This window comes from Sporosarcina sp. P26b, from assembly GCF_002743245.1.
Lineage (GTDB): Bacteria > Bacillota > Bacilli > Bacillales_A > Planococcaceae > Sporosarcina > Sporosarcina ureae_C.
In genome coordinates, this window is record NZ_PDYW01000038.1 from 1 (window position 1) to 14,252 (window position 14,252).

Here is a 14,252-nt window from a genome sequence, read left to right on the forward strand (position 1 = left end):
CCGTTTTGTTTGAACAAGAGTTAGCTAGGTTAGCTTAGTATTTTCAAAAAGAGATTATCGATAGAGGGATAACAGCCCCCTTCATACATACACTGGATTTTATCTAAGTGGCTAACTTAATATTGCAATTTAGGTAAATAAATATGTGTTTACTTTACTCAACAATATGGCCCAGATTGTTGAATAGCCTACTTCACTTATCTATACGTCCTACCCCACGACAAGTTACATAAAATTAACCATTCTACTTACCAATGACTCTATTCTAATTATTAATGTTTGTACAGTAAGTATATCATTTCCATATATGAAAACATAAATTTGTCATTAATTTTCCAAGTTTTAAAACTTGATAAAGGATGCTAGCATTCATCACTCAGTATTAAGTGGGAATTTGTTGTGTTTTGAGTATATTGACCATTAACTCACCTATGGTCAGATGAAGAGTTACTTGGAGACAAGGGGTTAAAGCGACTTTTTGATTACCGTCAAAAGAATCGCATGCTCAAATACATATTAGTATACCTATGTTTTCATATAAGGCAGGCGATATTGTTAGTCGAATTATATTTCAATACTCACAATATCACAGCAGAAGTGTAAAAACATTATAGTTTATAACATAAATATTAGGGTAAATGAGACTAATAGACTGAATACTTTGCATATAGCATTTTTCGAAGGAGGAGATACAGTGTCTGATGAGAAACGCAATAGCACAGGGTCACCTGAAAATGTAAGCGCTGCAAAAGATCCTAGTAGACGCCGGTTTATGAAAAATACTGGCATGGTCGTGGGTGGTGTTGCAGGTGGGTCAATTCTTGGCGGTTTATTTACAAGAGAATTTGGATCTAATCAATCTAATAACTCAAATGCGCCTTCGAGTGAAGCGAAAAGCCCCTCCCCCGCAAGAGCAAGATTGTACTTTACTAGGTTTTCGGATTTCGTAGTTTTAGAACAAGCAACGGAACGTATTTATCCAGAGAATGATAACGGACCGGGTGCCATTGGACTAGATGTGCCTTACTTTATCGATAAACAACTCGCTGGGGACTACGGCTCGAATAGAAAAGATTATATGGACGGTCCCCTGCGGCCAGTATCGAATGTCGATACGTATCAAACACTCATGAATCGGGGCGAAGTATTTATTGAAGGTCTTCGAAAAATAAATTCTGAGAGTGAAGATCGTCATGGCGAGAGATTCGAGAATATTGACGGAGAACAGCAAGATGCCATTTTACAAGACTTCGAAGACGATAAAATAGAAATGGAAGGGGTCCGCTCGCGGATATTCTTTAATCTATTACTTCAAATGACAATAGAAGGTGCTTATTCCGATCCTGTGTACGGAGGCAATAAAGATATGCAGGGGTGGAAAATGAAGGAACATCCAGGCATTCGCGCGAGCTATGTAGATTTAATTGATTCTGAAGAATTCCAAAAACTTGACCCAGTGAGTTTAACAGACTATCAACCATCATCAAAACAAGGAAAGTCATAACTGTTTAAAGGGGGAGATCTAGTGGCTGAAAAAATGAAGAAAGTAGATGTCGTAGTCGTAGGCGCTGGTTGGGCTGGCGGAATAGTCGCTGCCGAACTAACTAAAAAAGGATACAATGTAGTGGGTCTAGAACGTGGTAAAGAACAGTCTATTAGCGACTTCGTTGGTTCAAAGGATGCATTACGCTATGATGCTAGATACGACATGATGGAAGACCATACTATACAGACTATCACCGGCCGTAGAAATGAAAATGAGGAAGCCTCTCCTCTACGAACTCAAAAAGAAAACTACGAAGGTACCAATGTCGGCGGCAGTGGTTCTCATTGGTCAGGTGTGACACATCGTGCTACTCAGTTTGATTTTGAAGCACGGACTAAAACGATAGAAAAATATGGAGAAGATAAAATTCCAGCAGAGATGTTCTTGCAAGATTGGGGAATTACTTACGACGAGATGGAAAAATATTATGATCAATTTGAAAAGATGGCAGGAACATCTGGTGAAAAAGATCCGATTGGCGCCCCGCGGAGCTCAGATTATCCTACACCGCCTACAAAAGAAGTACCCGCAATCAAACTATTTAAAGAAGCAGCAAGAAATCTAGGGTACCATCCTTTTCAGATCCCGTCTGGTAACGTTACGGAACGATACGAAAATCCAGATGGACAAACAATCAATGCTTGTCAATACTGTTCATATTGCATGAGGTATGGATGTGATTTTGGTGCAAAATCCGATCCATTAGTCACTGTAATACCTACAGCAAGAGAAACTGGAAACTACGATCTCAGACCGAATGCGTATGTTCGCCGAGTACTTCATGAGAACGGGAAAGCTACAGGCGTTGTTTATGTAAATATGAAAACACGAAAAGAGTATGAACAACCTGCTGACGTTGTAGTGCTTGCAGGGTACACACTTTCCAACAATAAATTAATGCTTCTATCGGAAATCGGAACTCCGTACGATCCTAAAACTAAAACAGGGGTCATCGGTAAAAATGCTGGTGGATTTACTGGTTCAAGTAGCGGTGTAGCCACAGGTTTCTTTGAAAACAAAAAATTTAACTTGGCGATGGGTGCAGGTGCACTTGGAGGTACTTTCAGTGATTTTGACAGTGATAATCTAGATACGACTGATCTAAACTTCATTGGTGGAGGAATCGTTGAATTTAGGTTACATGGTGAAGATGCGATTGGCTATAATGCAGTCCCTAAAGGTACACCTAGATGGGGTAAAGAATTCAAGGAGAAGTCGTTGCATTATACAAATAGAAATCTTTCTCTTCACTTTAAGCCACCTAATTACGGTTGGTCATTTAACTATATGGATCTCGATCCTACTTACAAAGATAGTTTTGGGGACCCTCTTTTACGTGTAACGATGACTCTTACGGACCATGAAAAGGAATTGAGAAAGTTCGGAAGAGAAAAGTTAGCGGAAGTTATGGAAGAAATGGGTGCCGATATAGTCGAGGTGGATGATATACCGGAAGATTGGAATTATACACAAGGCGGTGGTGAAGCAGGTGGTGGTGTCTTGATGGGGGATGACCCATCCATATCAGCTGTCAATAACTATTTCCAGTCGTGGGACATGGAAAACTTGTTCGTTGTCGGTGCCTCCGCCCTTCCACAAAAAATTCCTCAGCAAACAGCAACTGTAGGTGCTTTTTCGTACCGCGCCTCAGAAGGAATCGATAAATACATGACCGGTGACGGTGGATTATTGGTAGAACCCAAAACGAATAACGTCAACGTATAAACTTACAGTGATTATTTATAATAAAGACCATACTAAAACTAGAGATGACTACCGTGTATTACGGAATTCATCTCTAGTTTTTTAGACTGTTTACATTGAACTGATGTTGACAAACGACACTTTACCCCTCACTTACCATCTGTACTTCCTCGTTATCTAACCTAAATTTATTTTCAAATAGACTTGCCATCAACGCGCCAATAGTCAAATTCATCACCATATTAGCAACTGCAGGTACTGCGGCGAGTGATCCGAAGTGTTCCATTGCAAGTGTTGCAGCGAGTGCAGTATTGCAAATGCCTGTATGGAATAAAATTGCACGAGCATTGCGTTCTGGTACGCCTAGCCATCTCGAGATAAAGTAGCCGGCGCCCATTGGTATACTGACTTGTAGTGTAACCGCCACGAATACAAGCGGTAGAACGGATAAGTTCTCAGATAGTGCTTGTTGAGCATTCGAGATAACCGATAAGATGACTAGAAATAACGCAAGTTGAGACAAGACACTCGTATATGGTTTGACCTTCTCAACTTGGCGCTGAAATTTCCACTGGATCAATAAACCCGCAACTAATGGGAAGAAGACGATGTAAATAATATTTAGAAATAAAGGCCAGAATTCAATCGGTATAAAGCGTCCCGCGAATGTCTGCAGTAGAACTGGCGTCAGTACAGGTGAAATGAATGTATCCAATGTCGCCATTGTAATACTGAGCGCGACTTCTCCACCGGCTATGAATGTGTAAATATTTGCAGACGTTCCGCTTGGTACTGTCCCCGCTAAAATAATCCCGGTTGCAATCTCTGCTTGGTTGCTGAAGAATAGATAAGCAACTCCTATGGATACACCCACCATGATTGTCCATTTCAAAAAAACGCCGAGTAAAGCGTGTTTTGGATTTTTAATCACTTCAAGCAATTTTTCCGATGAAAGTGATAGCCCCATCAGAAAGAAGATCGTGCCTAATCCGAAGCCTGTTAATTGGCGGATCGAAATAAACGTATCCGGAATGACATAGGCAATGATAGATAAGAGAACGATCCAAAGCGGTAAATACTTTGAAATAATTTTAGATATAGTTTGTATAGCTTTCACGTGTTTCTCCTCCTTACGAGGAAGTCCGTATGTATTTTCTATGAGCGGTTTCATTATTGCTAAGAGCGATTATTGAATGCCTATGAGCGGATAGAAGCCGAGTATGATCGCTTGGGGTATGCAATAGAGCGGTTAAGTTGTAACTATGAGCACTTAACGCGAATCAATGAGCATTCCCATGACTACCGCATACACCTACACTTGCTACTCAGCACTTACGGTAAATATACGCTCCATCCTCTATATGATGAAGTTCCGCAGCATCCCCGATCTCAACAACTGCATCCATTCTAACGGTGACCTTGGCTTTAGACTCATTTAACTGTATGAGCGCCACGGTATAAGGTGCAAGATGCGCAAATTCAGCGGGCGCGATATGAATGTCGGTATAACTGTAGACTGTTCCCTTCGTGGAAACATCTTGCTCCTGTAATTTCCCAGTTCCACAGTTAGGGCAGCGATATTTATTGGAAACACTGGCATATTCACATTGATCGCATTGATAGACTTTCATCTCTTCACAACCTTTCCAGAATATGAACAGTAGAGTATGAACCTGTTCCACCTAAGTTTTGTGCCAAAGCAAGACGAGCATTTTCTATTTGGTTCGGTGCTGTGCCGCGCAGTTGCCGTACAAGCTGATAAATTTGCGCAACGCCTGTTGCACCAATTGGATGTCCTCGCGACAGTAATCCGCCACTTGTGTTTACTGGTTTATCACCCGTCACTTTCGTTCTCCCTTGTTCCACAGCTAACCAGCCTTCTCGTTTGTTGAAAAATCCAAGCTCCTCGATTGCAAGCATTTCTGTCATCGAGAAACAGTCATGGATTTCCACGACATCGATATCTTCAGGAGCGACGCCCGCTTTTTCATAGGCCAAGCGACCTGACTCGCGCACTGCGGGTAATGAAAGTAAATCGTCCGCGTCTTGCATTTGCGTAGGGCCAGAACTTTGTGCAGAGGAGCGGATATGAATAGCTCCCTTTTTTCGTGTGATGACCAGTGCTGCTGCCCCGTCTGTCGTCGGGGAACAATCAAATAAGCCGAGCGGAGAAGTAATGATTCGTGCGTCCATGATTTCTTCCATCGTTGTCGGCTTCTGGAATTGGGCGAGTGGATTATGCAATGCATGTTCACGGTTTTTCAATGCAATCATGGCTAAATGTTCTTTCGTAGCATCTGTTTCATGAAAATAGCGATTTGCCAATACACCAAAGAATCCTGGGAATGTCAAACCTGCCTGCTTTTCATTGGAATCGTTGTCCATGGCAGCATTAATTGCTTGCGTTATATCCGCGGTCGAAGCATGTTTCATCTTTTCCACACCTGCTATTAGCACCGTATCGTATTCTCCACTTACAATCCCCATAATACCTTGTCGAAGTGCTATGCCACCTGACGCACAAGCACCTTCGACTTTCGCAGTAGGGATATAGCCTAGACCCAGTTCATTCGCTACTAGCGCACCGAGAATTTCTTGATTTCCAATGGATCCACCCATGAAATTTCCGACAAAGACTGCATCGACCTTCGGATTCCCTGCGTCTTCAAGCGCTTCTATAGATGCTTCAACCAACAGTTGCTTCATTGATTTATTTATGAATTTCCCGAACTTCGTCATGCCGACTCCTTCTATATAGACGTTTGTCATGAATGCACCTCCCCGTGCTGATTACGTAGTTCACGTTTTAATATTTTACCGTACGAACTTTTCGGCAATTCGTCGACAATATGAATCTCCTTCGGTTTTTTGAAGCTCGCCATATGATCGAGGCATAATTGCAATAGTTCTTCATTTGTTATAGGCACAACACCATTTGGTACGACATACGCAATGACGTTCTCGCCCCACTTATCATCGGGAACGCCTATTACACAAGTTTCTTTAACTCCCTCATGCTTATTGAGGACTTCCTCGACTTCTCTCGGATAAATATTAACCCCTCCCGAGATGATGACGTCTTTTTTACGATCTACGATATGCACATATCCAGTTTCACTCTTCCAACCGAGATCGCCCGTTTGCAGCCAACCGTCTTGTAATGTTTCATTCGTTGCTTGCTCATTATTCCAATAGCCTTGCATGACAAGTGAACCTTTACAGACAATTTCCCCCACTTCTCCAGCAGTTAATTCTACACCTCGTTCATTCACGATTTTCACGTCAACGAAAGGTCCGACACGTCCGCATGATTCGAGATGATCACCGAGCTCCCGCTTGGGCATCATCGTAATACACATTGGTGCTTCAACTTGACCGAATGTCTGCGCATAAATGGGTCCTGTCAGTGCGAGTGCTTGCTCAAGTTTGCTCGCGGCAATCGGTGAACCAGCCATATTAATACTCTTAATCGTAGATAGATTCTTCGGATCAAACTTCGGATGCTGGATCATTAAGTTAACCATCGTCGGCACTAGGAAGATCACTGTGACCTTTTCTCGTGTGAGATCATGAACGAATTCTTCTGGTTCAAATGTATTGAACACGACTTGTGTTAAACCATATAACCATGCTACGTGTGAGAGGAAATTACTGCCGTGCGTCAACGGTGCCACATGCCCAATGATGTCGTCATAATCCGTTTCACAAGCAAGCGCAAGAGATAATGCGCCTGAGATGATATTGCGATGGCTGAGCATGACGCCTTTCGGATTACCCGTCGTACCGGATGTATACATAATCGCGAATAAATCATCCTCATTCACTTCTGTTGTACATGTAGCGCCAATTTCTTGTTCAATGGCTCGCTCATAGTTTTCACCGATCATCAAAGCTTGAATCGTTGTATCAATTGGGTCAATCAATTCCGATTCGCCAATGATCAACTGAACGCTTGCATCTTCTAGCATATATTCATGCTCTTTCGGATGAAGTCGATAATTCAATGGCACTTTGATGACTCCTGAAATTGCTGCCGCCACGTCCATTTCAATATGCTCCAGACGATTGGATAGTAAAATAGCAAAACGGTCCCCTTTTCGAAGACCGGCTTTTTCAAAGTATGCAGTTAACGCGAGTGCCCGTTCCATCACTTCTTTAAATGTAAAAGAGCGTCGATCATCTTTCACAGCAATCTTATTTGGATAGGCCGCCGCTGATTTCATTGCCAGTTTTCCAATTGTCTCCAAAGTCCATCACTCCTTATTTGTAAAGTGGAATAGTGGAATGCCCGAAAAATTATCCGGCTTCCGTTGAACATCTGTATCTGCCACTGGGAATATAATAAATTCCACTGTAATCGCTACAGGGTTTTCACCTCTGAGAAAATGACCACCATTTAGTTGTTTATCACAATCTACATATAGTCCGTGAAAGTGGATATCCAGCTTCCCCTCTTCGTCGAAGCCAATAAAGCCTGTACCTGAAAGCAGTTCGACAGGCGTGTTGGTTACGATGCGTTCAGAATACTGTAAGCTTTTATCGGGATTTTGCTGTGGTTGCACAATCGTTGCGTACGCGAGCGAGCCGATACACTGAAATTGAGCCGCCTCCACGCCATATTGCGCACATACCGCAAGAATTCCTTCAAACAAATCGATGTCCTTCTTCAAACGACCGATGATTCGATTCGATTTCTCGTCATACACCGCTTGAATTTGGTGGTTCAATACAATACCCTCCATCCACTTTTAAGATTTGTCCTGTCGTATAACTGGATTCCGATGAGGCGAAGTACAGAACGGCTTGCGCGATGCTAATCGCTGTGCCCGTTTGATTGATTGTCGCTTCATCTAAATTTGCCGTGCATACAGGTGCAACTGAATTACATGTAATTCTGGACTCACTCAGTTCTTTAGCTACTTGCTTCGTCAGTGTACGAATTGAGTTTTTAGAAGCCTTAAACGTTTGTTCATTAGTACAACTTGAAACAGAACTAATATTGATAATGCGTCCATACTGCTGTTCAATCATGTACTGTGACACAGCGTGAATAAATAACGCAGTAGCTTGTGCATTGCTGTCTGCCTCAAGCTCCCATTGATCAAGGCTAGGCTTGTTTTCATTACGAGTACTGCATATGCACACATTATTCACTAATACATGCAATTCCCCAAATACATCTGACGCTTTCGCGACGACTGCATTCACAAACTCTACGTCATGCACTTCTCCTAAACATTCCAAATACACCGCTTTGCCTCTGTTCGTTTGAATTGCTTGCAACGTCTGTGCGCAGCTCGTCGAATCTACCAAAACGACATTGGCACCTTCCTGTGAAAGTAGGAGAGCCGTTTGGGCGCCAATGCCACTAGCAGCCCCTGTGACGATTGCCGTCTGCCCTTTCAGTTTCACAAGCACCCCTCCCAACCTACTTGATGTTTAATAAGTCCGGCAAAAATGTGGAAATCTGCGGTATATACGTAATGAGTAATAGGATAATGACCGAGGAGACAACGAAAGGAAAGACCCCTCTTGATATTTGTCCTATGGAAGTATTTGATATACCGGCGGCTACAAATAAATTGAGACCGACTGGTGGTGTGAAAAGCCCAATCGCCAAGTTGACTGTCATGAAGACACCGAACACTGTCGGATCCACATCGAACAACAGTACAATTGGTAACAAGATCGGAATGAAAATATAGTATGCAGATATGGCATCAATGAACATGCCCGCAATTAATAAAATGATATTGATCAATAATAAGATAATGATTTTATTGCTTGAAATATTTAGCATCACATCGGAAATCTGTGTGGCAATTTGCTCTGTTGTGATGATGTATGCATACACACTCGCTGCACTGACGATGAACATCACGACTGCCGTCTGAATACCCGCAGCTACTAAAATGTCATACAGCTTTTTCAATGTTAGTTCACGATGAATGAAGAATCCGATGAACAAACTATAAAATACGGCTACTACCGCTGCTTCTGTCGGCGTAAAGAACCCACCGTAAATACCACCTAAAATAATAACGGGAATTAATAAGCCCCAGATCGCTTTACCGAAGGCTTTAAAACGTTCAGCACTTGTTGCTGGTTGCATTATGTACTGTTCCGATATTGGACCTTCACGCTTTTCCTGTCGATGTCTAACGAACATAGCCGCGACAATAAATCCAACACCGAGTAGTAAACCGGGAATCACTCCTGCCATAAACATACGTCCAATTGATACCGGAATCTGATCGCCCGCCACTACGGCAAAGACAATAAAAGCAATACTTGGCGGAATGATAATACCAATCGCACCTGAACTCGCAACAAGTCCAGCCGCTGTTTCTGTTTTATAACCGTTCTTAACCATCCCTGGAATCAAAATACCCCCGATAGCTGCAACGGTAGCAGGGCCTGATCCCGATATTGCTGCAAAAAATATAGCTGTCATAACCGTTACAAAGATAATTCCACCTTTGCGATGACCTACTAATGCTTGCGCAAAATCAATCAGTCGCTTCGAAATGCCCGCATGCTCCATAATGACACCTGCCAAGATGAAAAACGGAATGGCGAGCAATGTGAACTTTGCTACACTCGTATACATAATGTCCGCAACCAATTCCAAACCGAACAATCCACTGCCCATAAATAGCACCACGATGGAGGAGATTGCCAAGGCTACAGCAATTGGCATACGAAGCATAACTAGAAGGAAAAATACGCCGAATAATATAATCGCTGTCATACTGGCTGCTCTCCCTTCCCATTTTGCTGACGGAATTCAGTAATAGTTACTTGAATGGAACGGATCAAACAAAACAGCGCACCAATTGGCATCGACATGGAGAACCACCATTGCGGCCAACCAAGTGAAGGCGTCTTCTGTCCCATTTCCATCTGATATTGCACCATCTTCACACCGTAATATAAAAGAATAAAAAATAATAGCACCATCATCAATCCAACCAAAATCGTAATAATATTCTTTAACAGCAAATTACCTTTGTCATAAATCAAAGTAAAGCCAAGGTGTGCATACTTGCGCACACCAATGGCTGTTCCGACAAATGTTAACATAACGAACAAATTGACTGTAATTTCTTCCGTGAAAGAAAATGAATAGTTGGCAAACCCTCTGGATAGCACATTGACGAATGCGATGGTGGACATGATGGACAGTACAATTACGACAATCCATTCTTCTAATCTATTGAATATTTTTCCCATACATCCACCCTCCAGTCCTTATTGATCTTGGAACTTGTCTAGCAAATCTTTACCCCAAATATCTTCATACTTTTCGTAAACCGGTTGTACTGCTTCTGTAAACTCAGCTAGTTCTTCATCTGTCGGTGCGTAGAATTGCATTCCCGCATCCTTCAATTCAGCGATTTGCTTCTCTTCTTTTTCACGTGCCATTTCCACTTGGAATTCTGCTGCTTCTTTACCTAACTTCTTCACAAGCTCCTGATCTTCTTCACTCATGGAATCAAATAACTTCTTATTAATTCCGAGTACTAGCGGGTCATACGAATAGTTCCAAGTCGTCAAGTAATCCTGCACCTCATTTAGCTTAGACGAGTGGATTACGTCGATTGGGTTTTCTTGACCGTCGATTGTTCCTTGTTGAAGTGATGTAAAGACTTCCGAGAATGCCATTGTAGTCGGATCAGCGCCTAAAGCACGGTAAAGATCCGTGTACATTGTGATTCCTGGAATACGCACTTTCAAGCCTTTCATATCTGCTGGTGATTTAATTTCTTTTTTACTATTCGTGATCTGTCGGAAACCGTTCTCTCCGAAACCAAGTAATTCAACGTTCTTTTCATTGAGTATTTCTGCGATTGCTTCTCCTCCTGCCCCATCGAATACTTTATCTACTCCATCCTTGTCTTTAAATAGGAATGGCGCACTTGCTACACCAAACCGATCATCCAAGATTGAGTAGATAATCGTCGAGTGAAGACTTAGGTCAGTTTGTCCTTTTGTTAAAAGCTCGACACCTTTACCTTGATCACCGTTTGATAATTGCTCGTTCGGGAATACTTCAATGTTGATACGACCATCCGTTTGTTCTTTTAAGTCTTGCGCTAACTTGTCCGCCGCCTGATACCAAGTGGATGAATCATTTACTGTGACAGACATTTTCAGGTCGTATGATTTTGCTTCCGCGTCTCCGCCACTGTCCTTGGATTCTTCCTTATCCGATGAACAAGCCGCCAGCATCAGCATGGCAGATAAGCCGATTGCTCCTAGTACACTCTTTTTCTTCATTCTCATTTGTCCTTACCCCCAGTTTTTTATCAACGAACAATAGATTACATGATGTGAAAACATAGAAAGTAAATTATCTATTTGAAACGTTTGATTAGTGACTATAATTGTAATAGTCTAATAATTTATTTCATATAGACTTTAGCACAATGTTCATATACATAAACCACTTGAATGTTGTGATAACATCCAAATTATATGTTTATAGGGATTTTATAAGAACCTGTTCTACTAATAAAGTGGAAGTTCTCTACTTTCGTGTAAGTATATATGAAAAAAGAGGAGCTAACGGTAGCTCCCCTCTTCTCACATCTTTTCAATTTTTTCTCTAGTACGCACTAAATAATATGCATTCATCCAAGAAGCAATGGGAATGACTAACGCAATCCCAAGACCTGCACAAAGTATTAAAATCATTTCAGAACTGAATATTTTCGAGTTGATGATATCACCAATTGAATAGTGTAAATCCTTAAACCAAATAAGTAGCGCCAAGTATCCTCCAAAGAACGCGAAGAATAAAGTATTCGTATCCGTTCCGAGGATATCGCGCCCAATACTGACACCTGACTTGAATAACTCTCTCTTGCTGAGGGTAGGCGTATGCTTGAAAACTTCATGCACAGTTGAGGCAATGGAAATCGCAACGTCCATGATTGCACCGATCGTACTCATAATAATGACCGATGCTCCAATTTTCACGAAGTCCACTCCAATATAAAGTGACAACCCAGCAATCGCTTCCTCCCCCTCTTCGCCGAACCCTTGAATCATCAGTTTCTGTGAAACAAATACAATGAAAAATAATAAGATGCTGATTGTAATCATCGTAGAAATGAACGCTAGCACCGTTTTACTATTTACTTCATTAATATAAAAAAGGCTGATGCATCCAATTACACTACTTGCAATGAACGTAATGACAATTGGATTCGTATTCGGATCAAGCATAAAAAACATTGTGAAGAAGACTACACCAAAGTTTAAAAATAATGAAAAGAATGATCTGACTCCACTCTTTCCACCAACCCACACCATTAAGACGAGTAAAATAATCGCGAGCCATACTAATACATTCATGCTCTCGCCCTCTTTCGCTCAATGAAGAATATTGTAATGTATAGGCCAATCGGAATCGTCAACACAATCCCGATTCCTCCAGCCAACGCACGGGCTAACTCGAGCGACAAGTTCATCGAAAGCGCAAACCCTACTGGCGAGGCATTTTTCAAATAAAGAATTAGCATCGGAATCGAACCACTGATATATGCAAAGAATAAAATACTTGTGATGGTCCCCATTATGTCCTTGCCTATATCAATGCCCGACTTCCTCAGCGCTTTCACAGATATTGTCCGATCTCTCTCATACAGCGCAAACAAAGAGGAAGACATCGTAATCGCCACATCCATAATGGCGCCCAGCGATCCAATGAATAATCCAGCCATGAATATAGTGTGATAAGGTCGCGTCAAAAACTGCATTTCTTCATAGCGCAGACCATCTCCTGCTGTGATCCAAATGACGAAGGATACAATGGAGAGTGATACTACCGTCGCAATCAACGTAGCTGCTATTGCGGCGTAGGTCTTTTCACTGCGCCCACTGACTAGCAGAAGCGAAATGGCAGTGAATAACAAAATACAAATCCCACAGACGACCAATAAACTGACGTCATAATATTTTACATAGATGTCCAAAGCGAGTGACAATATCATCACATTGATGGCAAAACTAACAATCGCGAGCAATCCTTGCTTATGGCCGACGATCAATAATACGAAGACAAAAATCCAGGCTACAATTAGTACATATTTATCGCGTTTCACGTCCGTGATACTGCCTACCAGTTCATTTCCCATCGTAGAATCGAAAGAGACAAACAGTTCGTTACCTACGTTATATTGCTGATCATAGGCACCTGAAGAGGAATATTCGTTGTTCAACAATATCGTCTTGCCTTTTTCTTTACCGTTCTTGACATAGGCCTCAAGCTTCTGGGTAAAGAGCGTATCTTCGTTCCCATGCATATCGGTCACATCGGTTGTCTCGACCACTTCATTTTTCGTCACTTGGGCGATGGTACGATCGTAAAAGGAGTGGTTGTTATTGACGAGTAGGATAGAAGAAACAAAACAAATAGCCAGGATGGAGTACACAACCCATTTCGAAGCTGCTGTGTTTTTAAGTACATGTGTAATTCTTTTCAAAACGAAATCCTCCTCCTTGCCACTCGTATTAAAAAGCAAAAACTTAGGAATAGTAAGTGAGTTTGTGAGTATGATCGGATGAAAGCTCCAGCTGGCGGACGCTTTCCCATGGGCCTGCGGTGAGTCATCGGGAGTCGCCACCAACTTCCGCTTCCATCCTACGTTGATAGTGCAGGTACTTAGATCACTCACTGTAGGTAGTTTATGAGTGATTATTTTGTCTTAACTTATTTAAGTTCAAGTACAAAAGCTCAATATCGATTACAATCCTAACTTCAATGCACAACAATAAGTGTATTTCACTTACAAGTTAGGGATTGGAGTGCAGAGCGGCGACTCCCGCGGGAATAGCATGAGTCTTGAGACCCCACAGCGAAGCGAGGAGGCTCAAGCCATCATAGCTGTCAACTTAAGAAATAGGTGTACTTTTCTTAAAAAGATGGTAAAGATACATACCATCTTTTTTGAAAGGAGTTCTTTTTATGTCTATCAACCATCATTTTGACATGCTT

At 41.9% G+C, this 14,252-nt stretch carries 13 protein-coding genes; 2 read left to right on the forward strand and 11 right to left on the reverse strand.

Annotated elements, in window-relative coordinates; genetic code table 11:
- Window positions 1–694: 694 nt before the first annotated feature.
- Window positions 695–1,504, forward strand: a complete 810-nt coding sequence (locus CSV69_RS15720) for a gluconate 2-dehydrogenase subunit 3 family protein (protein WP_233192412.1) — start codon at window positions 695–697, stop codon at window positions 1,502–1,504.
- Window positions 1,505–1,525: 21 nt separating this feature from the next.
- Window positions 1,526–3,271, forward strand: coding sequence for a GMC family oxidoreductase (locus tag CSV69_RS15725; protein ID WP_085427564.1), 1,746 nt, complete (start codon window positions 1,526–1,528; stop codon window positions 3,269–3,271).
- 121 nt (window positions 3,272–3,392) lie between these two features.
- Here the strand turns inward: CSV69_RS15725 and CSV69_RS15730 are convergent, their stop codons facing one another.
- The 11 genes from CSV69_RS15730 to CSV69_RS15780 all read right to left on the reverse strand — a co-directional run bounded on the left by CSV69_RS15730 (window position 3,393) and on the right by CSV69_RS15780 (window position 13,740).
- Window positions 3,393–4,367, reverse strand: a complete 975-nt coding sequence (locus CSV69_RS15730; RefSeq protein WP_085427565.1) for a bile acid:sodium symporter family protein — start codon at window positions 4,365–4,367, stop codon at window positions 3,393–3,395.
- 208 nt (window positions 4,368–4,575) lie between these two features.
- A complete protein-coding gene (locus CSV69_RS15735; protein WP_085427566.1) occupies window positions 4,576–4,881 on the reverse strand; it encodes a Zn-ribbon domain-containing OB-fold protein in 306 nt (101 codons plus the stop codon).
- A 4-nt stretch (window positions 4,882–4,885) separates the two neighbouring features.
- Window positions 4,886–6,019, reverse strand: a complete 1,134-nt coding sequence (locus CSV69_RS15740; protein ID WP_099693922.1) for a thiolase C-terminal domain-containing protein — start codon at window positions 6,017–6,019, stop codon at window positions 4,886–4,888.
- Complete coding sequence (locus CSV69_RS15745) at window positions 6,016–7,497, reverse strand: class I adenylate-forming enzyme family protein (RefSeq protein WP_099624885.1); 1,482 nt, start codon at window positions 7,495–7,497, stop codon at window positions 6,016–6,018. Before CSV69_RS15745 ends, CSV69_RS15740 begins: the two co-directional genes overlap by 4 nt.
- A 6-nt stretch (window positions 7,498–7,503) precedes the next feature.
- The gene (locus CSV69_RS15750; RefSeq protein ID WP_085427569.1) at window positions 7,504–7,977 is read right to left on the reverse strand and encodes a PPC domain-containing DNA-binding protein; all 474 of its coding nucleotides are present in this window, start codon (window positions 7,975–7,977) and stop codon (window positions 7,504–7,506) included.
- Entirely contained in the window at window positions 7,949–8,662 is a 714-nt protein-coding gene (locus CSV69_RS15755; RefSeq protein WP_232319501.1) for an SDR family NAD(P)-dependent oxidoreductase, read from the reverse strand. The genes CSV69_RS15750 and CSV69_RS15755 overlap by 29 nt, the downstream gene beginning before the upstream one ends.
- Window positions 8,663–8,678: 16 nt before the next feature.
- Complete coding sequence (locus CSV69_RS15760; protein ID WP_099693923.1) at window positions 8,679–10,001, reverse strand: TRAP transporter large permease; 1,323 nt, start codon at window positions 9,999–10,001, stop codon at window positions 8,679–8,681.
- The gene (locus tag CSV69_RS15765) at window positions 9,998–10,483 is read right to left on the reverse strand and encodes a TRAP transporter small permease (protein WP_085427572.1); all 486 of its coding nucleotides are present in this window, start codon (window positions 10,481–10,483) and stop codon (window positions 9,998–10,000) included. Before CSV69_RS15765 ends, CSV69_RS15760 begins: the two co-directional genes overlap by 4 nt.
- A gap of 18 nt (window positions 10,484–10,501) precedes the next feature.
- On the reverse strand, window positions 10,502–11,536 hold the full coding sequence (locus CSV69_RS15770; RefSeq protein ID WP_099693924.1) for a DctP family TRAP transporter solute-binding subunit: 1,035 nt from the start codon (window positions 11,534–11,536) through the stop codon (window positions 10,502–10,504).
- Between the two features lie 300 nt (window positions 11,537–11,836).
- Complete coding sequence (locus CSV69_RS15775) at window positions 11,837–12,610, reverse strand: YibE/F family protein (protein ID WP_085427574.1); 774 nt, start codon at window positions 12,608–12,610, stop codon at window positions 11,837–11,839.
- Complete coding sequence (locus CSV69_RS15780) at window positions 12,607–13,740, reverse strand: YibE/F family protein (protein WP_369823964.1); 1,134 nt, start codon at window positions 13,738–13,740, stop codon at window positions 12,607–12,609. The genes CSV69_RS15775 and CSV69_RS15780 overlap by 4 nt, the downstream gene beginning before the upstream one ends.
- Window positions 13,741–14,252 lie beyond the last annotated feature (512 nt).